We start from the raw sequence: 24729 nt of genomic DNA, 5'->3' as shown, positions 1-24729 counted from the left end.
AGGGAAGTCAACCGTGACATCGAAACCCGCGCCCGAGCCCTCGCCGGGCTCCACGATCCAGCCCGCGCCGAGATCCCGTCCGGTGGTCGGACGGGCGTGGCGGTCGCTGCGGACCACCCGCCAACGAGCCGAGGCGGCGGTGGCCTTCACCGCGGCGGTCGCCTGCGCCGTGGCCGCAGGCCTGCAGGTCGGTCCGGCGCTGGCCGAAACCAAGATCGAGGGCAAGCCGGTGCCGGCGGACGTGCTGGCGGCGATCGTCGTCGGGACGACCGCCTGCCCGGCGCTGACCGGCCCTCGGCTCGCCGCCCATCTGATGGCAGCCTCGGAGTTCGAGCCCGGTGCCCGCACCGCGTACGGCGAGGGTCTCGCCGGCATGGACGCTCAGGAGTGGCAGGACTGGGCACCGTGGGAGTCGGCCCAGCGCGCCGACGTGCGCGCCAACGTGCTCGCCGTGGCGCACCGTACCTGCGCGTTCATCGGGCAGACGCGGTCGGTCGGCGTGGACGGTGACCTGTGGAGAGCGGCGGTCGCCGCCGAGCGCGTCGGGGTACAGCAGGTGATCGACGCGGGGGGCGTGCCGGAAGACGCTCGGCAGCACGTCGACACCGTCGTCGGCTACGCGAACTGGTACGCCGACCAGCCGCAGTTCGCCGACACCATCACCGCGGCGTCGCCGGAGAGCTTGGCCGGTTCGTCAGGTTCGGACATCGGACAGGTCGCTGTCCCAGAGGAGTACGTCGAGCTGGTGCTCGTCGCCGGCCGGGTGTGTCCGGCCGACGTGTCCAGCGCGCAGATCGCCGCTCAGTTGATGGCGGTCTCCGGGTTCGACCCGAACCTCAAGGGCAGTCACGGGGGCCAGGGCATCGCCCAGTTCACTGAGGCCATGTGGGACCGGTACCGGCCGACGCGGTCGGCGTCGGTGTGGGACCCGGCGGCCGCGATCCCGGCGCTGGGCAGCGCGATGTGTGACCTGACCAATCAGCTGTCCAGCATGAAGGCCGACGGCTCGGGCTCCTACGAGTTGGCGCTCGCCGCGTACCAGTGGGGGACCACCGCGGTGCGGGCCGCCGGCGGCGTTCCACGGCAGGCCGCGATCCCGCAACTGGTCGATCTGGTGGCCGACTACCTCGACGGGTACGCGGCCGACGATCGGCTGGTCGCGCCCAGCCCTTCGCCGAGTCCGACCCCGTCGCCGTCGCCGGCCGCATCGCCGAGTCCGGAACCCAACAGCCCGAAGCCGTCGTCGTCGCCGACTCCGACACGCCGGCCCGAGGCACCCAAGAGCACAGCGCCGCCGCCGGAGGTCTGGGACTCGACGGTCCGCTACCAGTTCACCAACGCGCTCAGCGGAAAGCTACTCGAGGTGCCAGGCCTGAACGACAACCACACTGCCGGGACGGTCGTGCAGTTGTGGCAGAACAACGGAGGCGCGGACCAGTACTGGCACCTCACCGACGCGCCGGATGCCGGTTGGGTGATCATCACGAACGCGTTCCACGGCAAGAACCTCGCCATCCGGCACGCCTCGGTCGAGAACGGGGCCAAGGTGGCCATCGCCGAGCCGAACATCAACAGCCACCATCAGCACTGGAAACTGTTGCGCCGGGCCGACGGCAGCTACAACATCATCAACCGCAACTCCGGCAAGGTACTCGACATCCTCGGGGACGACACCAGCGGCAGCGACGGCACGCCCGTCAACCAGTGGACCCTGCAGGACTACGCCGTCGACCAGCGATGGATCCTGAGCAGATGATCCGGTCGGGTGGCGCGGTAATCCCCCGGGTCGCGAGCGGGATCGTGGCGGCGGCCGTCGCGGTCCTGCTCGTGGTTGCTACCGCCGGACGGTCGGCGTACGCCAACGAGCAGGTGGCCTACTACACGGTGGCACCGTCGCATCAGGGCGAACCAGAAAATCTTCGGGACATCGCGACCCGGCTGCTCGGCGACGGGGAGCGGTGGGACGAGGTGTACAACCTCAACGTCGGGCGGAGCCAGCCAGTTGGCCAGGCGCTGACCGACCCCGACTCGCTGCGTGCCGGCTGGTACCTGGTGATGCCCTGGGACGCCGCCGGTCCCGGCATCCGGTACGGCGTACTGCCGACCGAGCCGCCGCCGAGTCCCGCCCCGGTGACCGGCAACCCGACAACGTCGCCGGGGCGGACGGCCACACCGGATTCACCGGCCCGGCCGACCCAGTCGGCCGGGCCGGTGAAGTCCGCCAGCCCACAGCCGTCGGCCGATTCGGCCGAGGGCCCGGCGCTGGCCGGTGTCCCGCCCAACCCGGGTCAGGTGCCGACCGCACCACCACCTCCACCGGCCGATGAGGGCGAGTGCGTGGCGGCGACCGCCGCGAGCGAACCCTCGGACTGGGGAATGGTGCGGATCGCCGCTGACCTGGCCTGGGCGCACAGCCGGGGGCACGGCCAGCTCGTGGCGATCGTCGACTCCGGCGTGGACGGGCGCAGCGAGCAACTCAGCGGCCGAGTGGCGATCGGCGCGAACATCGTGACCGGTGACGGCCGAGGTGACGTCGACTGCCTGGGCACCGGGACGGCGATGGCCGGTCTGGTAGCCGCCGAGCCGGCGACGAAGGAGGAGACCTTTACCGGAGTGGCGCCCGAGTCGGTGGTGATGCCGGTGCGGATCGTCACCGACGAGGCGTCGGCCGACCCGGCGCTGCAGGCCACGGCCATCGAGGTCGCCGTCTCGACCGGGGCCAACGTGATCGCGCTGGGAGCGTACGTCGACACCACCGCCGACCTGGTGGCCGAAGCGGTGGCGACCGCGCTGTCGCACGACATCGTCGTGGTCGCAGGTGCTCCGGCAAATGGGAAATCCATCGGTGCGGCTGCGGTGCCCGACGGGACCATCGTCGTCGGCGGCATCGGCGTCGACGGCATGACGGCCGAGGAGTACGTTCCCGGCTCGGTGGACGTCGTCGCCCCCGGGGTGAACGTCACCACCATCGGTGCCAATGGCGCCCGATCGTTCACCGGCAGCGGTACCCAGTACGCGGTCGCGGTGGTCGCTGGTGTCGCGGCCCTCGTCCGTGCGTCCCACCCCGGCCTGACCGCTGCCCAGGTGGCTCATCGGGTGGCGGTCACCGCCGACCGGATGGGTGACGGCGAGCCGGATCCGCGCTACGGATACGGGATGGTCAACCCGGAGGCTGCGATAGTCCGGGTGCTGCCCGAGGAGGTGACGCCGATCTCCAGCGGCGGTCCGGCTGGTGGGGCGGGCGACAGCGAGGCGGTCCGGATCGCTTTCCTCCTGACTCTGCTGGCGGCCTTCGTTCTGACCGGACTGCTGGTCATCCGGTTGCGGCGGACGATGCGCCAGTCACCGGAGTCCGGCGAAGGGCTGGACGCACAGTGGCCACAGGGGCAGCCGGTCGAGCCGACCCGCGGCACGTCGCCGTGACGACTGTCTGCAAGACGACAGTCATGGGGGAGTTATCCGTGAACCTACCGCAGCGCGCTTCCGTTTCAGCAGTGAAGTCGCGCCGGTGACCCAGGACCGGGCGGGCGGCGGGTCGACGGAGGTGATCGCGGATGGCTGACGGCGGGTGCGGCGAGCCGCAGCTGCGCGACGCGCTCGGCCTTTACCAGGTGGGTGCGCTGCCCGACGACGAGTTGACCGCCGTCGAACTTCACCTCGCGATCTGCGGTGACTGTCTGGCGGAGGCCAGTCGGGTCGGCGAGGCGGTGATGATGCTGGCGCTGCTCTCCGAGGCCGACCGCGACGACCTGATAGCCGAGTTCGGCGCGGCGGCTGGTGCCCCGGCGCAACCTGCTGTTCCCGTCCCTCCGGTAGACCCGTTGCCGGTTGCCGGTCCCGTGTCGGCGGCCGGTCGCGTCGACCGCGCCACCCGTCCCACTGGCTCCGCCGGCGGCGCGGTGCGGCCCCGGCGCGGCCCACGCCGACAACGGCGGCTGGTGCTGGCCGGCGTCGGCCTCGCGGTCGCGCTGTTCCTGATCGCCGGTGTCACCGGCGGCCAGCCGATGCTCGCCTGGCTGTTCGGTGCCGATGCGTCTACCACGCTGGTCGCCAACGCCAACGCCACCGATGCCTCGACCGGGGCCACCCTGTCCGTGGCGGTCACCGCACACGGCGACGGCCTCGGGCTACGCGCCGCCATCAACGGGCTCACCGTCGGTGCGCCGTACCGGTTCTACGTCACCGACATCGACGGGCGCAGCTGGGAACTGGCCGCCGTCACCGGCACCGGACGCCCACAGGAGGTGGAGACCAGCTGCCCGGTGCCGATCGACCGGCTGGCCCGGTTCAGCGTCACCGCCCGCGACGGATCACTCGCTGTGATGGCTCCGGTGGAGCTGCAACAGTCGTCGGCGGGACCGGGCTGACCCGTGTCACCGGTGATGCTCGTGCGGGCAGTCGCGGGACTCGCCGTCGTGGTGGTGGCCGCGGCGGCGGCCGGTGTTCCGGCGATGGCGGCGGCGCCGGCACTACCCGACCCCGGGGACAACTGCCTGCGGCCGCCGGAGAGCATGGAGACAGGGAAGCCCTGGGCCCAGTCCTGGCTGGGGGCGGATCGGGTCTGGCCGCTGACCCGTGGCGCGGGAATCACCGTCGCCGTCGTCGACACCGGCGTCGCGGCGGACAGTCCGCAACTGCGAGGCCGGGTACTGCCCGGGGTCGACCTCACCAGCCCCGGCCGGCCCCGGGCCGACAGCGACTGTTTCGGCCATGGCACGTTCATCGCCGGGATCATCAGTGCCGCACCGGTCGACGGAACCGGCTTCCACGGGGTCGCCCCCGACGCGCGGATCCTGCCGGTCCGGGTGGCGAACAGCATGGACGACGGCACCGCCAGGCTGTTCGCGCAGGGCATCCGCACCGCGGTCGACGCCGGCGCCGACATCGTGAACATCTCCGCCAGCACCACGGCACCGGAGCAGAGCCTCGTCGCAGCGATCGAGTACGCCGAGCAGCGTGACGTCCTGGTAGTTGCGGCCGCGGCGAACAGCGCCGGGCAGGGGACGCAGGTCGCGTACCCGGCGGCGCTGCCAACCGTGCTCGCCGTCGGGGCGATCGACTCGACCGGTACACTCGCCGCCTTCTCCCAGACCGGAGCGCACCTCGGGCTGACCGCACCTGGGGTCGAGGTGGTCAGCGTCGGCCCCGGCGGCCCCGGACACTGGCGCGGCAGCGGCACCAGCTACGCGGTGCCGTTCGTGGCGGGCGTCGCCGCGCTGGTCCGCGCGTACCGGCCGGACCTGTCCGCCGCCGAGGTGCGACACCGGCTGTTGGCGACCGCCGACCATCCAGCGGTGGCCCTGCCCGATTCCGGCTACGGCTGGGGCGTCGTCAATTCGGCGGCGGCTGTGTCCGCCACGCTCGCCGAGGAGAGCACCGGCAGTCTGGTGGCGCCTGCGGTCGACGCCCGCCATCCCGATCTGCCGCCACCCGATCCGGTCGGGCCGACGATGGCAGCGCTCGCCGCCGGTCTGTCGGTCGTGCTGGTCGGGCTGGTGGCGCTGCTCAACGTGCTGGTGCCCGCCGGCCGGGCCCGTGGCTGGCGGTCTGCCCACCGTACGGTCGACCGTCCACCGTCGGACGCCGACCAGTAGCGGCGGGCATCGTGGCCGCCCGCCGCCCAGTACCAGGTCGCCGGTCAGGATGCCGGCTTCTGCGGAGCCGGCATCTCCGGCGTCTGCACCAGCCGGACGTTGCGTCGGCGGTCGATGTACTGCCCGCGGCCCGGCGGCAGGGTCCGGGGCCGCACGTTGCCGAGGAAGTTGCCCTCTTCCCGCGGGCAGGAAAAGAGCACCGCTGGCGACCCCAGCTCCCAGGCGCGCCGCAGCACTGGATTCATCATCGACCGGCCCGCCCCGGACGTGCTGCGGGCGATGATCAGATGCAGGCCGATCTCGGCACCGTGCGGCAGCAGCGGCAACAGTGGGGCGAGTGGGGAGTCCCGGCCGCCCTCGATCAGTTCGAAGTCGTCGACCAGGATGAACAGCCGGCCGCCGGTCCACCAGTCGCGCTTCGACAGCCGGCTCGGTGGGATCTCCGGCCCGGGCAGCCGGGAGGTGAGCACCTGTCCGGCTTCGACCAGGGTAGCGGCGAGGCGTTCGGCCGACATCGAGTAGCCGATCTGGTTCGCCTGCGGGATCGACTCGTGCAGCTCGCGCCGGGAGTCGCCGAAGACCACCCGCGCCTCCTTGGGCGTGTGGTGCGCGACGATGCTGCTGGCGATGTGCCGCAACAGGTTCGTCTTGCCGGTTTCCGTGTCGCCGAAGATCAGCAGGTGCGGGTGGGCGTCGAAGTCGTGCCACAGCGGCGCCAGCCGCACGTCGTCGAGGCCGAGTGGGATCCGGATCTCAGCCTCCCGCGACGGCGCGGTGGGTGCGGGCAACTCGGCGGCGAGCAGCCGTTCCGGCAGCAGCTTCACCTTGGGGGCGCGTGGTGCGGTGGGCACGTCCAGCGCCTCGACCAACTCGGCGGTCGCCTCGGCGAGGTCCTCGGTGCTCGGGTCGCCGTCGATGCGGGGGAGCGCGGTGAGAAAGTGCTGCCGGTCGGCGGTGATCCCCCGGCCGGGGATCGCCGGCACGGTCGCCGCGACTCTACTGTTGACCTCGGACTCCACCGGGTCCCCGAGCCGCAGTTCGAAGCGGGTGCCGAGGACGTCGCGCAGCCAGGGACGGATCTCCGACCAGCGACCTGCGGAAACCAGCAGGTGTACGCCAAAGCTGAGCCCGCGCGCCGCCAGCTCGCCGAAACGGTCGTCCAGGTCCTGGAAGTCCTGTCGGGCCGTGTACCAGCCGTCGACGACGAGGAAAACGTCACCGTACCGGTCGACGTCGTGGAACGCCCCGGTGGCCCGGGCCCGCCGGTAGCTGGTCATCGAGTCGATCCCATGCTCGGCGAAGAGCATCTCCCGGCGGGCCAGCAGGCCGGTCATCTCCAGTACCGTGCGGGCCACCTTGTCGCGGTCCAGCCGGCCCGCGACGCCGCCCACGTGCGGCAGCCGCGACAGCGAGGCCATCGCGCCGCCACCGAAGTCGAGGCAGTAGAACTGCACCTCGGCTGCGGTGTGGGTGAGCGCCAGTGCACAGATCAGGGTCCGCAGCAAGGTGCTCTTGCCGGCCTGCGGCCCGCCGACGACGCCGACATTGCCGGCGCTGCCGGCCAGGCTGGCCTGCAGCAACTCGCGGCGCTGCTGGGCCGGCAGGTCGATCAGGCCGACCGGGACGGTGAGCTGCCCCGTGCCGAAGCCGCCGATCGGTGCGAGCCCCAGGGTCGGATGCTCGATCAGCGGTGGCAGCAGCTTCTCCAGCGTTGTCGTATCGGTCAACGGTGGCAGCCAAACCTGGTGGGCGGCGGGTCCGTGCCCCCGCAACACCTGCAGCAGCATGTCGGCCAGGATCGGCGGCTTGTCCCCCAGATCGTCGGCTTCGTCGTCCGGCTGCGGGTCGACGGGTTGCTCAGGCCGCAGGTGGGCGGTGCCGAACGGGACCAGACCGCCCTGCCCGGCGGTGCGGCGTCGTTGGTTCGGCGGTCGCCACGGGCCGGAGCAGTACGCCGCCTTGAACCTGATCAAGGTTTGGGTGTCGGGCCGTAGGTAACCGTTGCCGGGGACGTTCGGCAGTTCGTAGGCGTCCGGTACGCCGAGCACGCTGCGGCTCTCCATCGAGGAGAAGGTCCGCAGACCGATCCGGTACGACAGGTGCGATTCGATGGTGTGGATACGCCCCTCGTCGACCCGCTGGCTGGCCAGCAGCAGATGCACCCCGAGGCTGCGGCCGAGCCGGCCGATCATGCCGAAGACGTCGATGAACTCCGGCTTGCTGCTGAGCATCTCGCTGAACTCGTCGACGACGATGAACAGCGCCGGCATCGGCTCCATCGCCGCACCGTCGGCGCGGGCCCGTTCGTAGTCGCGCCGCGAGGGGTACCCACTGGCCCGGAGGTGTTCCTGCCGTCGGTTCAGTTCACCGGTGAGCGCATCCTGCATCCGGTCGACGAGCTCGAGTTCCTCCGACAGGTTGGTGATCACGGCCGAGGTGTGCGGCAGCCGCTCGAAGCCGAGGAACGCCGCGCCGCCCTTGAAGTCGACCAGGACCAGGTTCAACTCTTCCGAGGTGTGCCGGGCGGCCAGGGCCAGCACGAGAGTCCGTAGCAGCTCGCTCTTGCCGGAACCGGTCGCGCCGATCAGCATGCCGTGCGGCCCCATTCCGCCTTCTGCGGCCTCCTTGATGTCAAGTTCGATCGGGCTGCCGGTCGAGGTCATCCCGATCGGCACCCGCAACCGCTGCGCCGCCGTACGCCCGGCCCGGTAGACGGCCGGGTCGAAGGTGGTCAGGTCGCCGAGTTGAATCAGTCCGGCCAGGTCGTAGTCGGTGGCCAGCGGCTCCTCGGTGTCGCCACCCTGACCGACCCGGTACCGGGCTAGGGTGCGGGCCAGCGCCTCGGCGGACATCACACTCATCAGGTCCGGCCTGCACAGGCGGCTGTTGCTCGACTTGCCCAGATGGTCGAACGAGACGACGCTCAGCAGGTCCTTGGCCGTCTGCACCAGCAGGGTGTGCGGGTGGGTCTCCCAGCCGAAGACGGCCTGTACGTCGAGGGTGATCAGGTTCCGGTAGCCGTCCGTACCGAGCCGGTGGTTGGCCGGCAGGGTGGGACCGTCGAGGACCAGCACCACGAACGGCTCCATCGCGGTGACCGGAGTGTCCGGCTCGAAGCCTGGCCGGTCCGGAATGCCGAGGGCCGCGAGGGTCTCGTCGATCTCCGCTGCCTCGGTCACGACCCGCCGCCGGGTGCCGGTCACGTCCGGGACCGAGTCGTCCTGGACGTGCGGCAGCCACTTGACCCAGTCCCAGGCGGTACCGGTGGCGGCGACGATCACGTACACGTCCTGTGGCGAGTGCGCGACGGTCAGTTGGGCCAGTAGCGCGCGGACGGCGCCGCGGGTGGTGCGCCGATCGCCCTTGAAGCCGATCCGGGCGAAGCCGCGTAGGTAGAGGGAGATCGGGGCGTCCTGCAAAGTGGCGTAGGCGCGCAGGAAGCGGCGCAGCGCGTGCGCGGCGAGCGGCTCCAGATCGCTGATCGGCTTGCTGGCCGGTGCGATCAGCCGGGTGGTCGAGCGTCGGGCACCCAGACCTACCCGGACCTCGCCGAAGTCCTCGTGGGACGTCCGGCGCTCCCAGAGCCGCTGACTCAGCGCCATCGTCCACAGCGCGCCTGGGTGGGGATGCAGCCACCGGGCTGCCCGCCGCTCCTCGACCAGTGAGGTGCGCACCTTGCGGCGGACCTGGCCGAGATAACGCAGGTAGTCGCGGCGTTCGCCGTTGAGCCGATGTTTGTGCTGCCCCGCGTTGCGAATCAGCGGCACGATCATCATCGTCACGGCGGCGAGCACCATCAGGCAGACCCCGACGTACGCCAGCGCGCCCGCGTTGGGTCGCAGGAACATCAGGACCATGGCCAGCGAGGCGATGCCCATCGGAGCCAGCATGAGCACCGAGCTGATGCCGCGCTCGGCGGGTTCGGGGATGACAGGTGGTTCCTGGAGGTTGATCTCTTCGACCGGCGCGACAGGCCCGGCCCGGCGGGCCTTGCGCGAGTAGGGGACCGTACCCACGGGTGTCTCCTTCGGTGAGGGGTTTCCCTCCGATCGGACCGGTGCCCCGCCGTGCAGGTATGCGGGTGGGACCACCGTGCCTACCGTCTCGTGGGTGCTGGTTTCGCTGGCCAAGGCGATCGGGAACCCGTAGGAAGACGGACCCACCATAGCAGGAGCGGCGTTCATGACCGAGACACGAGTCGAGCCGGAAGAGCTGCGCAAAGTCGCCAAGGCGATTGGCTCCATCATGGACGACTACGACAGCGTCTTCCGGAATCTGGGCACGATGGATCCCAACGCTGGAAAGTTCGACGTGGCCGAGTGGCTCGAGGACCTGTTCGTGGACCGCCGTGATGCGATCGTCACCCACGCCAAGTACCTGGGGCTGGCGTTCGAGGAGATCAACGCCGGGCTCTACAAGATCGCTGACGCGTTCGAAGGCGTCGATATGAGCAATGCCGACGCGGTAGCCGCCGCCACCGGCGTTGCCAGGTCCGCAGTCGAGGACATGGCCGACGCCGAGTTCACGCCGACCGAGGTCAAGGCCAAGGACGACTACGACACTGGCGACGACGAGGATCTGGGCGACGAGAAGACGTACTCGATCGAGGACGGCAAGCCGAAAATCGAGTTCGATCCGGACGACATCCACGACATGGAGGACGAGCTCGAGATCGACGGCCTCGGCCCCGATGAAGACGAAGAAATCGACCTGGGCGATGGCGAAACCATCGAGGACATCGAGGACGAAGGCGCCGTTCTCCACGATGACGACGACGATGACGACGATGACGACGACCGCCAGGAAGATGACCGCCAGGAAGATGACGACGACGGCGACGGCGACGACGACGACGGCGACGACGACACGCCGCGACTGCCGACCGGCGAACACTTCACGATGAGTGAACCGGACGAGAACTTCTATCCGAAGGGCGGCGAGAAGGATTGGTCCGACAACACCTGGCGTTGGTACAAGGTCGACGGTGAGCACCAGACCGGTCCCGATGGTCAGGAGATCTGGTGGCTGAACAACCAGCCATACTTCTGGGGACCGGACCCGAGCGGTAGGAACGGCGAGACCGACGAAGACTTCTACCGCTACTACCCGCCTGACTGATCACGGATATGGAAAGCCTCGCCAGACAGCGTCTGGCCGCTCCGGTCCGGTTGCGGTTCGTGCTCGGCAACCGGACGGCGGATCTCGCCCTGCCAGGGGAGACCCCGCTGGTCGACCTGCTACCCGAGGTGCTGCTCCAACTCGACCCGGACGCCGCCGACCGCGGTGCCGAACACGACGGCTGGGTGGTGCAGCGCCTCGGCAGAGCACCGCTGGACGATGAGCGCACCGCCGTCGAGCTGCACCTGCTCGACGGCGAGACGCTGCACTTTCGGCCCCGGGCCGAGCAGTTGCCGCCGATCGATTTCGACGACCTTGTCGACGGGGTCGCGGATCAGGCGCGGACCAGCCCGTACCGCTGGTCGGTTCCCCGCACCCGGGCGCTGCTGCTCACCATGGGTGCGCTGGCGCTCGCCGGCGGTCTGCTGGTGCTCGGGCTGGATGGGCCGGTAGGGATTCGCGCCGCCGTCGCCGCGCTGCTCACTTTGCCGCTGCTCGCCGCTGCCGGACTGGTGAGCCGAGCGGTTCCGGATCCGCAGACCGGCACCCTGCTGACGGCCAGCGCGGCAGGCTACGCGGCGATGGCCGGGTGGCTCGGTGCCGAGGCGATCGCCCCGTACTCCAGCACAGCGGTCCGGGTGGCGCTGGCCTGCCTGGCCGTGCTGGTGACGCTCGTGGCCGGCGCCTCGTTGGTCGCCGCCAGCTTCTTGTTGTTCACCGGGGCGATCGCGTTCGTCGCGACCGGCGCGGTGACCGCGCTGCTGGCTGCGGTTGGGCCGGTGACGCCGCAGGAAGCTGCCGCCTGCGGCCTGGTGCTGACCTTGCTGATCGCGTTGATGTTGCCGCCACTCGGATTCCGGCTGGGTGGTCTGGCGTTGCCACTGTTGCCCGGCCGGCCGGAGCAACTGTCGGAGGACATCGAGCCGGCGCCGTACCGGATGGTGGTCGACCGGGGATCCGCCGGCCTGGCCTACCACGCCGCGTTGACCGTCGGTGTGGGCGCCGCGCAGACAATCAGTGCCGCGGTGCTCGTCACCCCCGGTGGGCTGTGGCCGATGGTCCTGGCTCTGGTGATCGCAGCGCTGATCAGCATGCGGTCCCGGCACCTGAGCGGACTGGTCGCCCGCTGGGCGACGCTGACACCGGCCATCGCACTGGTGCTGTTCGATCTGTTGCGGTTCGCGGCCGACCGGTCTGATCTGGTCCGGGTCGCGGTGCTGGCGCCGGCGGTCGTGGCGGTCGCCGGCGCCATCCTCACCGCCGGAGGTACCCTGCCGGGTCGGCGGCTGCGGCCCTACTGGGGACGGACAGTGGACATTCTGGAGATCATCCTCGCGGTGGCGCTGATCCCGGTGCTCGGTGCGGCGCTCGGGATCTATCCGATGATCCGCGCCTGGGCGAGTTGACGGGAGAGCCCCACCGATGGAGTCACGCCGGGATCAGGTCCATGCGTACTTCTACGTTCTGGGTCGGCTCAACGCCGCCCTCATGATGGGCCGGCCCGATCCGTACGAGCCGCCCAACCGCCGCCCGATGATCGGCCTGGTGATCGGGATCCTGCTGGCCGTTGTGATCGCCGGCGGGTTCGGGATCTACGGGATCTTCCGCCCGGGGGGCGACACCTCCTGGAACCGTCCTGGCGTGATCATCGCGGTCAAGGAGACCGGAGCCCGCTATCTGCTGCTCGACGGACATCTGCGGCCGGTGCTCAACTATGCCTCCGCCCGTCTGGTGCTCGGCGGGGCGATGGACGCCGGCATCGTCCGGGTGTCCCGGTACTCCCTGACGGGTGTGCCGGTGGGAGCGCCGATCGGCATCATGGGCGCCCCGGACGCGGTGCCGGCGGCGAACCGGCTCTATCGCGGATCGTGGACGGTCTGTGCGCCGCCACCGTCACCGGCTGGTGTACCGGCGGTGACACTGCTGCTGGGGGATCTCGTCGATCCGGTGCCACTCAGTCCTGAGCAGGGGTTCCTGGCCCGGACCGCCGCGGGGCAGAGCTACCTGGTCTGGCAGGGCCGCCGGTACCGGTTGACGGTGGCGACCGCGGTGGCGCTCGGCTATACGGCCGAGGTGCCGGTTCTGGTGACCCCGGCCTGGCTGAACCCGATTCCACCCGGACGGGATCTGATCTTTCCGGCCGTCGCCGGCCGGGGCCAGCCGGGCCCGTCGGTGGGCGGACGGCCGGCCAGGGTCGGCCAGGTCTACGAGGTACGCAACTCGATGAACGACACGACCGAGCAGTTCCTGGTCCAGGCGGATGGTTTCGTCCGGCTGAGCCGCACGGCTGCCACGCTGGTGCTCGCCGACCCGGCGATCGGGCAGGCCTATCCGGACGGCCCCGTCGGGCCGATCCCCGTGCGCCCCGACGAACTGGCGGCGGTGCCGGTCGCCACCAGCATGGAGTTCGTCGAGGGCTACCCGCCGGATCCGCCGCAGCCCCTGACCGGTGGCGGTGGGTTGCCCTGCGTCGGATTCGACTCGGCCGGCGCGACCGTGGCAGTGCAGCTCTACCGGGTGCCGGCTACCGCGATGGCCGGGGCGTTGCCGGTGCCGCGGGCGGCGACCGCGACCGGTACCGCCGACCGCATCATGATCGCCCCGGGGACCGGAGTACTGGCCCGGAACCCGTACGCACCGGGTACCGCTGGCGGCGCAATGTTCCTGATCTCCGAGTACGGGGTGAAGTACCCGCTGCCACCGGCGGGCGCCGAGGCGCTGGGGTACGGCGGGGCGCAGCCGGTCGACGTCCCCGGTGAGCTGCTGGAACTGCTGCCGACTGGCCCGGTGCTGGACCCGGCGGCAGCGTTGACAAGCCAGGTCTGGGGCGGTTGACGGGGGATATCCCCGCCGAATGCGGCACCGGGCCCGGCAGCCGGTGTTCGTCCGTTTCCGACTGGTTGCATGGACCCGGACAGACGGTGCGTCCGAACGGGAGTGAGAGGAACCTATGGCAGGCAATGCGGACACGGTTCTCGATCCGATGGTGGCCAACAGGGTGGCCAACGACCATCGGACAACGGCGGACAATATCAACCGGCAGAAGGCTACCTTCGACAACGCCGTCAACTCGATGGACGACGTTTGTGAGGGTGCCATGATGAGGGCGCTGCTGAACGCGCGGGATGCCTGGGTCGCCGAGGTGAGTGCGATCGTCGCCGACCTGCAGGAGATGGCCGGCAACGTGGACGGCACCGTGCAGGACTTCGACCAGCAGGACCACGACAACGCCAGTCAGCTCGGTGCCGTCGGCCTGAACATTCTCAAGGACATCTGAGCCGCTTCGGCAGCGGCCATGGAGACGGAGGGGCCCAAATGGGGAACGACTCTATCGGCTACAAGTACGACATCCTGTTCGAAGGCGTCAGCCAGATGCAGGGAGTCAACCGTGAGGTCGAGCAGCTCATCCAGAGTCTGTCGCAGGAGACCGGACGGGCGCTCGACACCTGGAGCGGTCCGGCGGCGGCGAACTACAACGAGTTGTCGTTGCGGATCGAGCAGAACTTCGGCGACATGAACACGATCGTGCACGAACTGGCGAAGGAACTCAAGATCCGCTCCGACGACATGAAGGAGCAGGATATCCGTTCTGGTAACCGGTTCGGCCGGTAGCAGGTCGATTGGCGCCGGGGGCCCGACGGGTACCCCGGCGGCCGCCGGGGTTGGCGATCAGTGGTGTTCATCGATGATTCGGATGGGGTAGGTCGTGGCCGTTGGTGAAGTGGGGACCTTCGATGAGAAGAGCCCTCCCATGGGTCAGACCTTTGCGCAGATCCAGAGCATGGATGACATCGAAGACTACATCTCCGACATCAAGAGCATGGACATCGACGTGTCGGAGCCCTGGGGTGAAGCCGCCGAGGCGGTGAAGAAGTCCACCACGGCGCTCGACGATGTCCTTGAGGACCTCACCGACCAGGTCAAGAAACTGACCTCGGGCGACTCGCCGGTGTTCGTCGGCGAGGCCGCCACTGCCTTCACCGAGCACGTCAACGAGCTGAAGCGCAAGAGCCGCGAGGGCGTCTACAACGTCCTGGACGGCAGCCGCTACAGCAAACAGGTCGACGACGTCCGGGAGGCGCTCTACAACTTCAAGGCCTCCTACTGGGGGATCATCGACATCGGCCAGAAACTACGTACGGCGTTGCAGGCCGATGCGCGGCGGATGGTCGAGGAGATCTACGACGGTGTGCCGGACTCGGGCCAGGCGAAAGCGGATGACATAGAACGGGCCGAGAAGGCAGCTGTCAGGGCGGCGAACAAGTGGACCCTGTCGAATGTGCGGGTCCGGCTCATGGAATTGTCCGACGAGTACCGCGATATCGGCGGCCGGATGACGAAGCTGCAGATCAGCCTGCTGGAACCGATCGACACCACGAGCAACGACAACCCCGCCGACACCGGCGCCGGGCACGGGCACGGCGACGGCGGAGGCGAGGGCGGGGGCGGAGGCGAGGGCGGGGGCGAAGCTAGCGGCGACGTTCGTGACGAAGCTCTCGATGACGCCAAGGATGCCGTCGACGACGCTATCGAAGACCTCAAGACCGGCGACCCGGACTACGACGCCGCACTGGACGACGCCAATGAGGCGGCTCAGCAGGCCATCGACGATCTAGCCGGCGGTTCGGACGAGAACACCGGTAGCTCCGGCCCCGGCGGCGGCGCCGGTTCCAGCCCAGGTGGTGGTGCCGGTTCCAGCCCAGGTGGTGGCTTCGGCGGCGGCGCCCCAGGTGGGGGCGAGGACGAGGTCGAGGCGGCCCGCAACCAGGCGCTGGAGGACGCACGCAACGCCGCGAACGACGCCATCGACGGCCTCGGCGCAGGCGGCGGCTCCTCACCAACCGGCGGTGGTTCCGGCTCTGGTGGTTCCGGTCAGGATCCGGCCGCCGAGGCCCGCAACCAGGCGCTGGAGGACGCCCGTAAGGCTGCCGACGACGCCATCGGTGACCTGATGGGGCCGGCAGCGGGTGGTTCGCCTGGTGGCTTGCCCGGCGGCTTGCCCGGTGGTTCATCCGGCGGTTCCCGTGGCTCGGGTTCCAACCCGAGCCCGGCCGAGCAGGCCCGCAACCAGGCGCTGGAGGACGCCCAAGAGGCGGCCAACGACGCGATCGACGATCTGGCCGGCGGCGGTGCCGGCGAACCTCCGCCGACCTCGTCGTCGGATCCGGCCGCCGAGCAGGCCCGGGACAAGGCGTTGGACGACGCACGCCAGGCTGCTGACGACGTCATCAAGGATCTGTTCGACACCGAACCGACCGGCGATGCCGAGGTCGACGAGGCCCGGCAGAAGGCGTTGGACGACGCCCGGGAGGCCGCCGCGAGGGCCATCGACGACCTGGGTGGACAGGGTGCCGGCGATGTGTCGCCGGACCAGGCCCGCGAGCAGGCACTCGAACAGGCCCAGGACGCGGTCGACGAGGCCATCGGCGGCCTTTCCAGCGACGATCCCGCAGTCGGTGACGCTTTCGACGAAGCCCGGGAGGCGGCCGGCCGGGCGATCGACGGGGTCGGCGGGTCGGGTGGCGGCTCGGGAGACGGCTCAGCCGGGACCGATGACGAGGAGCAGGCACGCAACGATGCCTTGGCTGACGCGAAGCGCGCCGCGGACGAGGCCATCGACGGGCTTGTGTCGGACGACCCGCTCGACCGGGAGGACTCGGCGGGTGGCGCCGGTTCCGAGGAAAACGGGGACAGCGTCGACGCTGACGGCGACGGCGTGCCCGACAGCCTGGAGGAGTCCCGCGACAACGCGATCGCCGAGGCCCAGGAGGCGGTCGCCGACTCGATAGACGAGCTGATCGAGAAGGAACTGGCCGGTGAGGGCGAGGGCGGGACCGAGGCGGAGCGCAAGGCGCGGGTGGAGGCGCTGACGGAGGCCAGGGAAGCCGTCGACGGGGTGCTCGACGAGCTGATCGAGGAGGACGGCGACCATACCTCCATCTCGGACTTCCTGAGTGGCGGCGAAGACTCCGCAAGCCGGCTCGACGACTCCGGCGAGGGCAGCGGTGGATCGGGCGGGAGTGGCGGTTCCGGCGGTGGATCCGATGACGAGGGCGACCATCCCGCACCGCTGGAGCTGGCACCGGTGACTCAGGGCGGTGCTGCCGGGACCCCGGCGTCCGCCGCTATGTCGCTGTCACCGATGACGCCGGCCGGCGGACCGGGGATGCCGATGTCTCCACCGATGGGCGGCGGGATGGGCCAGCAGGGCGACCGGGACAGGGAGCGCAACACCTGGTTGGTCGGCGAGGATGGCATGTGGGGCGAGGACGACGCCGAGGCGGCGTCCAGCCGAGCGCTGGGTCGTGACTGACGATGAGGGAGACGGCGGTCGGCAGGCCGTGCACCCTCGACGAGATCGCCGCGGTGCTCGACTCGGCCGATAGCGCGGAGGTCGAACGCGGGGCCGGACTGCTGGACGACGCGCGGCGCAGTCTGCGGACCATCCTCGCCACGGCCGACCGGACATTGAGCAGGTTGGAGGATTGCTGGCAAGGGCAGGGAGCCGACCTCGCCTGGCCCGGTGGTGACGTCGACGCGTCGCGACTGGCCGATCCGCTGCGCCGGACCCGCGAACTGCTGCACGCCCTCGACGAGGGCGAGTACGGGCGACAGCTGCGGCGCACCGCGAACGCGCTCGCAGCCGGCCAGGCGCGGGTGCGTGAGCTCCAGGCACAGCGTGCTGCCGACCCTAGCCAGATCGGCGAGTACGACAGCCGGGCGCAACTCGTCCTACATGACGTCGCGTCCGCGTACCAGGACATCGGCAGGGCGTTGGGTGGCACGTCCCCGCCCGCGCTGGCGTCCGTCGACGAACCACCGGTCGGCACCGACCTGAGTCGGCAGGCCCGCGACGAGGGCGAGAGGGTCATCCTGGCGTCCGGGTCGGACGTCGATGTCGAGCTGTTCCGGCCGGTAGGACCGGTGCTCGGGGCTGGTCAGCCCAGCGAGTTGGCACCGCCACCACCACCGGCGGGCGGTGGCGGTGGCATCCCGATGATGCCGATGCCAATGGGTGGGATGGGCATGGGCGGAATGGGCATGGGCGGAATGGGCGGCGGCCAGCAGGACACCTCCTCCCCGCAGCGACGGGCAAACAACGCGGTACAGGGCGACCCGAGTGCCTGGGGTGCCCAGGACGAGGGTTGGAACGTCGTCGGCAAGCAGACCCGGATCGAGAAGGCTCAGGAGGAAGTGCGGGAAGGGCTGGACCGGGAGTTCCGTAAGTACATGAAGGGAGACCGCAATGGCTGACGAGGACGGCCCGACGCGAGCGTCGGGGCAACTTGAAGCAATGTTCGCCCTGCTCGCAGAGGAGCAGCGCAAGCTGGAGGAATTCCAGCGCAAGATGAACGAGGCGACTACGACGGTCGAGTCCGCGAACAAGATGCTGACGGCGACCTTCGACGGCCGGGGTGAGCTGGTCAAGTTCACGGTCAACAACACCAGGTACCGCACGATGGCGCCGAACGAGCTCGCCGAGATGCTACTGGATGTCGTCCGGCGTGGCCGGTCCCAGGCATTTGGCAAGATCGAGACAATGGCGGGCAGGGACGTGCTGCCTGGCGTCAACTTCGGTGACCTGGCAGCTGGCAAGGTCGACCTCAACGATGTCGTCGGCGGTCTGATGACCTCGGCCATCGATCTGCCCGGGATCGTGCGCGCCGCCGAGCAGCAGGGTCGCGGCGATGGCTGACGAGACCCGGATTGATCCGGACGGCGCGCGGCGGATGTTCCGCGTGCTCGGTGAAGTCGGTAGGGACATCGACACCGCACTGTCCGGCGTGCACGGCATTCGGTCTACCGTGGTGGAGCCATGGGGCGACGATGAGTACGGCAGGCCCTTCGCCGGGCAACGTGAGGAGAACGCCAGGGACACATTGGAGGGCGTCGGGTTCGTTGCCGAGGGCCTGATCGGCCTCAGCGAGGAGGGCCACGGGGCAATCGACGAGTTTGAGAAGTTGGACGAAGAAAACAGCAAGAGACTGGGACCGGACAGCTGATCCGGCTGGTCGCGGCTGTGATATGGAGGTAGGGCGAGCATGAGTCAGCGCAGGATTACCGTCAGCCAGTCGGCGGGATCTGGGTACCGGACACTCGGTGAGGCGCTGCGTGCTGCCGTCGACGGATCAGTGATCACCGTACAACCGGGCAGCTACGCCGAGAACCTGGTCCTGACGAAGATCGTCACCATCGCGGCCCAGGACGGTCCGGGCACGGTGCGGATAGCCCCGCAGTCGGGCATCGCGGTGGTGCTCGCCGCCGAGTCGGCTGCCCTGTCCGGACTGACGATAATCGCGGCGGACAGCGACAGCCCCGCGTTGGCCCTCACCTCCGGCCAGTTGAGCGTGACCGAGTGTGAGCTGACCGCGTCCGCCTGGGCGGCGGTCTTCGTCCGCGACCAGGGGTCGCTGACCATGCGGGGCAGCCGGGTCACCAACCAGGTCGGTGCCGGGGTGGTGGTGACGTCGGCGACCGGCAGCATGCTCGACGACTGCCGGGTCGAACAGCTCGGCACCTCGGGTGTGGTCGTCGCGGAGCACGGTGAGCTGCGGGTACGCGCCTGTATCGTGCGGGAGGCCAGGGGAAACGGCATCTGCCTCAACGGCCACGGTCGAATCTCGATCGAGGACACCGAGATCAGCGCGACGACCAAGCCGGCGCTCGCCGCCGAGCAACAGTCCGAAGCCACGGTACGCCGATTGACGGTCCGCAAGACCAGAGGCGTCGGTGTCTACCTTGCTACGACCGGCGCGTCGGTGCTGGAGGACTGCACGGTGCAGGGCAGCGCCGCCGACGGGGTGTTCACGGGTGAGCGGTGTGCGCCGACGCTACGGCGTTGTCAGGTCACCGGTGCCCGGCGTAGCGGATTCCGCTTCAGCGGACGTTCCGCCGGCCGGCTGGAAGGCTGTACCGCTGCCAACATCGCCGGTGTCGGCGTGAGTATCAGCGACCGGAGCACGCCGGAGCTGACCGGCATGACGATCAACGACTGCACCGGTGCCGGGGTGCGTCTGGACGGCGGTGCCGACCCCCTGCTGCACCGGCTGGAGGTGCACGGCTGCGACGGACCGGCCATCGAGGTCGTCGACGGCGCCCGCGGCCGCTTCGAGAACGTCACGATCGAGCGGTGCGGCGGCGTCGGGATGACGATCTCCGGAGGCGCGCAGACCTCGGTGACCGGGCTCAGCTTGCGCGGCGGAACCGCCGCCGGGGTGGTGCTCGCCGATGCCGTGGTGTCGTTCGCCGATTCTGAGATCGCCGGCGTGGGCGGGGAAGGGATAACGGCTGGTTCGGGGGTGAACATCTCGTTGACGGCGTGTCGCGTGCACGACGCGGAAGGTGCCGGCCTGGTTCTCGCCGGGGGTTCTTCCGGGACGGTCGTCGACTCGGAGTTCACCGCGAACGCTGGGGATGGGATCGCCGTACGGACCCAGGGGACGGTGCGGGTCACCGGTTGCAAGGTGCACGACAATCAGGGCTCCGGCCTGCGACAGCACGACCCGGATGCCCAGCTGACCGTCACTGAGCTGATCAGCAGCCGTAACCGGCTGCCGGATGCCTACGGCACGACCGCCGGGGCTCCCGCCGGACCGTCGCCGACGCCGGGGGAGGAGCGGCAGCCGGTGGCGCGCGGGACTGACCCGTTGCGTGAGCTGCAGTCGCTGGTCGGGCTGCACGGCGTCAAGCAGGAAGTGACCTCGTTGATCAACCTGAACAAGATGTCCAAGCGTCGCAAGGAGGCAGGGCTGTCTGCACCGCCGATGGCACGCCACCTGGTCTTCGCCGGCTCGCCCGGCACCGGCAAGACCACCATCGCCCGGCTCTACGGCCGAATCCTGGCCGAGCTCGGGGTGCTGCGCAAAGGGCACCTGGTGGAGGTGGCGCGCGCCGACCTGGTCGCGCAGATCATCGGTGGTACGGCGATCAAGACCACCGAGGCGTTCAACTCGGCGCTCGGTGGGGTGCTCTTCATTGACGAGGCGTACACGTTGAGTAACAGCCGCGGCGGCACCGGCCCGGACTTCGGCCGGGAGGCCATCGACACGCTGGTGAAGCTGATGGAGGACCACCGGGAGGAGGTGGTCGTGGTCGCGGCCGGCTACTCCGCCGACATGCAACGGTTCCTGCAGGCGAACCCAGGGCTGGAGTCCCGGTTCAGCCGGACCATCGAGTTCGCCAACTACAGCCCGGCAGAGTTGGTGACGATCGTCGAGAACCAGTGCGCCGGACACGACTACCAACTTGATCCCGCTGCCGCCTCGGCCCTGCTGGCGTACTTCGATCGCATCCCGAAGGACGGTACGTTCGGCAACGGCCGGGAGGCCCGGAAGGTTTTCGAACGGATGGCCGACATGCAGGCGTCCCGACTGGCGCTCGCCGCTGATGTCAGCAATGCGGAACTCGCCCTGCTCACTGTCGAGGATCTGCCGGTCGCCGTGAACGAAGCGAGCGTGTCCGGGACGATGGTGTGACCACCGCCGAGGTGCCGTGCACCATCCAGATCTCGGGAACGGGGATTCCCCTCACGTAATCTGCGAACTGTCCGTTCGCCCCGCTCGTTACCTTGACGAAATGATTTCACGAGCGAAGGCGGAGGCGATGGACACCATGATCGACCAGGTTCCAAAGCGCATCACGGCATGAACGGTGGATCATGCGGTGATCCGGCAACGCAGAATCTACTCGGCCTGTACGTGCTCGGGCGGCTCGATCAGGCCGAGGCCGAGTCGACCCGGACCCACCTGGTCGGCTGCCTGTCGTGTCGCGAGTCGCTGGCCAGCCTACGTTCGGTGGCTGTCGCCCTGAGGTTGCTCCGACCGACGGACATGACCGATCCAGCCAACCTGGCTCAGGTCGATCCCGACGGCCGGCTCGGGGCGGCGACGGCGATCCCTGACGGCTCGCCCCGACGTTCCCCGATCGAGCCGACCCGCTGTCGATTCGACCTGAGGATGGTGGTCCGCGAGCAGGGCCGGCCGCGTCCGTTGCCGTCCGCGCGCAAAGGGTAGCGAAGGCAACCTGTGTCGACCGAACTCCGCCTCGGAAGCGAAAGTGAACTCCCCGACCACGTCGCAGGAAGGCTGTCGTGAAGGTCGCTCGCGCTCACGCCCGTGGGTCTGTCCGTGTGGCAGTCACCACGATCGGGAGGTGAACGCCGCGTTCAACATCAAGGCCGCCGGGCAGCCCTCGTCACCCACTGCATCAACGCCGGACGTCAGCGTGCTGCCCGTGGCTACTCCCAGTGCGATCCGGCCGCTGGCGCCGCGCTGGACGAGCCGTACCAGCTGCCGGGCAGCCGTACGGCACATCCGGGTCGCGCAGACCGGATCCAGCAGCAGTTGGTGGTCGATCTCGGAGTTTGTCGTCTACGACTAGCCCGACGGTACCGGCCTGCCCCCCTGGCGAGATCACACTCGTCGTCGTGAACCTTGGGGCAGGCCGGCTCGTCCTTCGGTGGAGGTCTGCGGACGGAAAGCCGATGAGCAGTCGCGGTGGAGCGATCTGTCATGCCGAATCCGGAAAACGTAGACTTCTTCACGCCCGGCGACGGAACCAGGGATGGCGATACGCAGATGACTCGATCCGTGACCTCAGGTTCGGCGATGCTCCGCTGGCTTTCCGACACTGTCGCCATCGTCGGTGCGTCCGACGATGGAGCGATTGCCGAAATGGCCCGTTCGATACCCACCGTGACCGGTGTGGTGACGCTGGTGGGGCACCTCGGCGGACCGGCGGATTGGCGGGCGGTCGCCGAGGCGCTTCCGATCGCGGTTCCGCCGCGCACCGCTGCGTTGCTGGCGGTGGCCCGGGCGGGCGCGTCGGACGACGCCGGGCGAGTGCCAGCGGTCGCGCTCGCCGAACAACTCGGGTCCGAGGTACTCGCCCCGGCTGGCCGGCTGCTGCTGGTTCCCGGTGCCACGCTGTTCGCCGTCGACGGCTTCCGACGGTTCGGGCCGACGGCCGAATCGGTCGAGGCGGGCCGGCGTCATCCGACGCCTGCCTGGGAGGTCGACATCGACGAGCTGCTGGCGGGCGACAACTCTGGACTGGTCCGGGTCGCGATCCCGGCCGGAGTGTGGGTCTATCCGCAGGGGCCGGACCTGGCCGCTGCGGAGCTGGACGACCTCGCCTACGCCGTTCCGCTCGACGTGGAACGTCCGGTCCTGCTGGTGGGGCGACCCGGTTGCCCAGCACCGGGGGTGGACGCGGTGGTGGCGGTGGTCGACGCGCTACCGGCCCAGCTACGCACCCGGCTGATCGTCGTGCCCTACGGCTCGGGCGCGGAGGTGTGCATGGAGCTGGCACGGACGTTGAGCAGCCGATGGCACGGCACCGTCACGATGGCCACCGGTCTGCCGACGGTGGACGCCGGTGACCGGCTCACGTCGATCGCCGTTGAGGCGGACTCGTCCCGAGTCTGGCCGCAGCCGATCCGCCAGCTTGCCGTTTCGCCGTCCGGTGTACCCCGTCCGGTGGGGCCGGTCGAGGCGCTGGCCGGCCTTGCACCGGCTAGTCCGGTTCCGGCCGAGGCCGCCACCTACCGGTTGAACGAGCGGTGGGTGGTCGAGGCCGTCCAGTGCGGGTTGTGGATCCGCCCACCGTTCGTTGGGCGACATGGTCCGGCGGTACGGGCGCGCCCGTGGCGGCCGGGCCGGCTCGAGCTCGTGGTCGGAGTGCCTGGGGTGTTGCCGAGCGACGATGTCCGGCCGGTGCTGAACGAACTGTTGGCCCGGCTGCCCGCGGCGGCCCGCCAGCGGGTCGTCATTTCCCCACCGGAGGCGGCCGTGGTTGTGGGGCTCGGCGCGGAGCCGGGTCGCGACGTGCCCGACATCGCACTTGTCGATGACGGGACCGGACCGCCCGACTGGTGGCGGCCCGACCCGAGGCTGTTCACGGTCCTGGTCGGTCCGGCAGACGGCGATCGGATAATGACCCAGGCAGGTGAGGTTGGGCCGAGCGAACTGGGTGAGATCGTCGCTGCGCACGGTGAGTGGGGCGGACGGCCGATCTTGTTGATCTCGGTGGATCTGGTGCCGCATGAGTTCTGCCAGCGGCTGGCCGACCAGGTTCAGACGGTGGTGATCAGCGGACAGCCGTCCGACGATGGATGGTCGGCGGTGCTGCCCCGGCGGACCGACCGCCCCGAGTCGACCCCGATCCGGATTCCCGATCCTTTCCCGCTTCTCGACCATGACCTGGCGGTGATTGCCGACGACCCGGTGCCGGATACCGCCCACCCGGTTGTCTCAGCGGATGGTGGCGTACGGGCCAGGCTGGACCTGCGGGTCAAGAAAGGTCCGGACGGCACCGTACCGGATCGGGACGGCGACGGTCCGCCGCTTGCTGCTGCGGATACGTCCGCCCCGCTGCTCGTGGTCGGTCGTGGGCCGGACGCCGACCGCCCGTTCCGACTCTTCGGTATACCGGCTGGCGTGTGGTTCGTGGCCAAGGCAGTCGCGGCTCAACGGCCGGAATGGACTCATGGCGACAGTCTGATCCGGTTGGACGTCGAGGTAATCGACCAGGCCAGCCTCCAGCTGCTCGCCAACTATCTCGGCGCCGAGTTGATGATCCCCACGGATCGGCTCGGAGATCATCTGCTGGCTGGGGAGGAGTCGGACGGGTGGCATGTCGCGCCGCGCCGGCCGGAGTTGCGCGCTGGCGAACCAGGGAATGCTGGTGCCGAACTCAGGCGTACCCGGCAACCGGATCCCACGGTTGACATCCAGCGGGCAATCGCCCTGCGAGGTCTGCCGGGCCTTGCCGAGCCGGCGGACCTGTCGGAGCAGACCACCGCCGAGTCGCCGGATGGCGCTGCCGTCCCTGACACCGTCGATGTTCCGGCGGAGCCAGACGTCACACCGCGACTTGACGACACCGAGTCGTCGATCAGATCGGTCGGGCCTGTCGACGACGCGACGGAATCGGTCGGGCCTGTCGATGACGCGACGGAATCGGTCGGGCCTGTCGATGACGCGACGGAATCGGTCGGGCCTGTCGATGACGCGACGGA

The 24729-nt window shown here is 69.7% G+C and carries 18 protein-coding genes; 17 read left to right on the top strand and 1 reads right to left on the bottom strand.

What is annotated here, in order from left to right; translation table 11 throughout:
• The first annotated feature begins 13 nt into the window (after window positions 1–13).
• The 4 genes from ACFHVL_RS22130 to mycP all read left to right on the top strand — a co-directional run bounded on the left by ACFHVL_RS22130 (window position 14) and on the right by mycP (window position 5594).
• Entirely contained in the window at window positions 14–1756 is a 1743-nt protein-coding gene (locus tag ACFHVL_RS22130; RefSeq protein ID WP_416630336.1) for an RICIN domain-containing protein, read from the top strand.
• A complete protein-coding gene (locus ACFHVL_RS22125) occupies window positions 1753–3423 on the top strand; it encodes a S8 family serine peptidase (RefSeq protein WP_416630334.1) in 1671 nt (556 codons plus the stop codon). Before ACFHVL_RS22130 ends, ACFHVL_RS22125 begins: the two co-directional genes overlap by 4 nt.
• A 131-nt stretch (window positions 3424–3554) precedes the next feature.
• Complete coding sequence (locus ACFHVL_RS22120) at window positions 3555–4367, top strand: zf-HC2 domain-containing protein (RefSeq protein ID WP_416630333.1); 813 nt, start codon at window positions 3555–3557, stop codon at window positions 4365–4367.
• A gap of 21 nt (window positions 4368–4388) precedes the next feature.
• On the top strand, window positions 4389–5594 hold the full coding sequence (gene mycP, locus ACFHVL_RS22115; RefSeq protein WP_416630331.1) for a type VII secretion-associated serine protease mycosin: 1206 nt from the start codon (window positions 4389–4391) through the stop codon (window positions 5592–5594).
• A gap of 44 nt (window positions 5595–5638) precedes the next feature.
• Here the strand turns inward: mycP and eccCa are convergent, their stop codons facing one another.
• Window positions 5639–9610 (bottom strand): type VII secretion protein EccCa, encoded by a 3972-nt coding sequence (gene eccCa / locus ACFHVL_RS22110; RefSeq protein WP_416630329.1) that lies wholly within the window; start codon window positions 9608–9610, stop codon window positions 5639–5641.
• A 166-nt stretch (window positions 9611–9776) separates the two neighbouring features.
• Between eccCa and ACFHVL_RS22105 the strand changes: the two genes are divergently transcribed.
• From ACFHVL_RS22105 to ACFHVL_RS22045, 13 genes are all read left to right on the top strand, one after another.
• A complete protein-coding gene (locus ACFHVL_RS22105) occupies window positions 9777–10712 on the top strand; it encodes a hypothetical protein (protein ID WP_416630328.1) in 936 nt (311 codons plus the stop codon).
• Window positions 10713–10720: 8 nt separating this feature from the next.
• A complete protein-coding gene (gene eccD, locus ACFHVL_RS22100) occupies window positions 10721–12118 on the top strand; it encodes a type VII secretion integral membrane protein EccD (RefSeq protein ID WP_416630327.1) in 1398 nt (465 codons plus the stop codon).
• 16 nt (window positions 12119–12134) lie between these two features.
• Window positions 12135–13547: a type VII secretion protein EccB gene (eccB, locus tag ACFHVL_RS22095; protein ID WP_416630326.1), complete on the top strand. Its 1413-nt coding sequence runs from the start codon at window positions 12135–12137 to the stop codon at window positions 13545–13547.
• A 115-nt stretch (window positions 13548–13662) separates the two neighbouring features.
• Window positions 13663–13989 carry a hypothetical protein gene (locus tag ACFHVL_RS22090; RefSeq protein WP_416630325.1) on the top strand — a complete coding sequence of 109 codons (327 nt, stop codon included), beginning with the start codon at window positions 13663–13665 and terminating at the stop codon, window positions 13987–13989.
• A gap of 38 nt (window positions 13990–14027) precedes the next feature.
• Window positions 14028–14324 carry a WXG100 family type VII secretion target gene (locus ACFHVL_RS22085; RefSeq protein ID WP_416630324.1) on the top strand — a complete coding sequence of 99 codons (297 nt, stop codon included), beginning with the start codon at window positions 14028–14030 and terminating at the stop codon, window positions 14322–14324.
• A 169-nt stretch (window positions 14325–14493) separates the two neighbouring features.
• Window positions 14494–17025 (top strand): hypothetical protein, encoded by a 2532-nt coding sequence (locus ACFHVL_RS22080; RefSeq protein ID WP_416630322.1) that lies wholly within the window; start codon window positions 14494–14496, stop codon window positions 17023–17025.
• A gap of 2 nt (window positions 17026–17027) precedes the next feature.
• On the top strand, window positions 17028–17966 hold the full coding sequence (locus tag ACFHVL_RS22075; RefSeq protein WP_416630321.1) for a hypothetical protein: 939 nt from the start codon (window positions 17028–17030) through the stop codon (window positions 17964–17966).
• Window positions 17959–18408, top strand: a complete 450-nt coding sequence (locus tag ACFHVL_RS22070) for a YbaB/EbfC family nucleoid-associated protein (RefSeq protein WP_416630319.1) — start codon at window positions 17959–17961, stop codon at window positions 18406–18408. Before ACFHVL_RS22075 ends, ACFHVL_RS22070 begins: the two co-directional genes overlap by 8 nt.
• The gene (locus ACFHVL_RS22065; protein ID WP_416630317.1) at window positions 18401–18715 is read left to right on the top strand and encodes a hypothetical protein; all 315 of its coding nucleotides are present in this window, start codon (window positions 18401–18403) and stop codon (window positions 18713–18715) included. The genes ACFHVL_RS22070 and ACFHVL_RS22065 overlap by 8 nt, the downstream gene beginning before the upstream one ends.
• 39 nt (window positions 18716–18754) lie before the next feature.
• Complete coding sequence (locus ACFHVL_RS22060; protein ID WP_416630316.1) at window positions 18755–21187, top strand: right-handed parallel beta-helix repeat-containing protein; 2433 nt, start codon at window positions 18755–18757, stop codon at window positions 21185–21187.
• A gap of 168 nt (window positions 21188–21355) precedes the next feature.
• The gene (locus ACFHVL_RS22055) at window positions 21356–21724 is read left to right on the top strand and encodes an anti-sigma factor family protein (protein ID WP_416630315.1); all 369 of its coding nucleotides are present in this window, start codon (window positions 21356–21358) and stop codon (window positions 21722–21724) included.
• Window positions 21725–21767: 43 nt separating this feature from the next.
• Complete coding sequence (locus ACFHVL_RS22050; protein WP_416630314.1) at window positions 21768–22091, top strand: zinc ribbon domain-containing protein; 324 nt, start codon at window positions 21768–21770, stop codon at window positions 22089–22091.
• A gap of 293 nt (window positions 22092–22384) precedes the next feature.
• Window positions 22385–24729: coagulation factor 5/8 type domain-containing protein (locus ACFHVL_RS22045; protein WP_416630313.1), on the top strand; the 2345-nt coding region annotated here is incomplete at its 3' end.

The organism is Micromonospora sp. LOL_023 (genome assembly GCF_048060115.1).
Lineage (GTDB): Bacteria > Actinomycetota > Actinomycetes > Mycobacteriales > Micromonosporaceae > Micromonospora_E.
The sequence above is the reverse complement of the archived record's forward strand: the minus strand, read 5'-3'. Positions and strand labels throughout refer to the sequence as shown.

What these genes read in the sequence shown, in the direction of transcription:
- ACFHVL_RS22125 (WP_416630334.1), top strand. Translation starts at nt 1,753, where the DNA reads ATGATCCGGTCGGGTGGCGCGGTAATCCCCCGGGTCGCGAGCGGGATC.
- ACFHVL_RS22120 (WP_416630333.1), top strand. Translation starts at nt 3,555, where the DNA reads ATGGCTGACGGCGGGTGCGGCGAGCCGCAGCTGCGCGACGCGCTCGGC.
- ACFHVL_RS22105 (WP_416630328.1), top strand. Translation starts at nt 9,777, where the DNA reads ATGACCGAGACACGAGTCGAGCCGGAAGAGCTGCGCAAAGTCGCCAAG.
- eccD (WP_416630327.1), top strand. Translation starts at nt 10,721, where the DNA reads ATGGAAAGCCTCGCCAGACAGCGTCTGGCCGCTCCGGTCCGGTTGCGG.
- eccB (WP_416630326.1), top strand. Translation starts at nt 12,135, where the DNA reads ATGGAGTCACGCCGGGATCAGGTCCATGCGTACTTCTACGTTCTGGGT.
- ACFHVL_RS22090 (WP_416630325.1), top strand. Translation starts at nt 13,663, where the DNA reads ATGGCAGGCAATGCGGACACGGTTCTCGATCCGATGGTGGCCAACAGG.
- ACFHVL_RS22085 (WP_416630324.1), top strand. Translation starts at nt 14,028, where the DNA reads ATGGGGAACGACTCTATCGGCTACAAGTACGACATCCTGTTCGAAGGC.
- ACFHVL_RS22080 (WP_416630322.1), top strand. Translation starts at nt 14,494, where the DNA reads ATGGATGACATCGAAGACTACATCTCCGACATCAAGAGCATGGACATC.
- ACFHVL_RS22075 (WP_416630321.1), top strand. Translation starts at nt 17,028, where the DNA reads ATGAGGGAGACGGCGGTCGGCAGGCCGTGCACCCTCGACGAGATCGCC.
- ACFHVL_RS22070 (WP_416630319.1), top strand. Translation starts at nt 17,959, where the DNA reads ATGGCTGACGAGGACGGCCCGACGCGAGCGTCGGGGCAACTTGAAGCA.
- ACFHVL_RS22065 (WP_416630317.1), top strand. Translation starts at nt 18,401, where the DNA reads ATGGCTGACGAGACCCGGATTGATCCGGACGGCGCGCGGCGGATGTTC.
- ACFHVL_RS22060 (WP_416630316.1), top strand. Translation starts at nt 18,755, where the DNA reads ATGAGTCAGCGCAGGATTACCGTCAGCCAGTCGGCGGGATCTGGGTAC.
- ACFHVL_RS22055 (WP_416630315.1), top strand. Translation starts at nt 21,356, where the DNA reads ATGAACGGTGGATCATGCGGTGATCCGGCAACGCAGAATCTACTCGGC.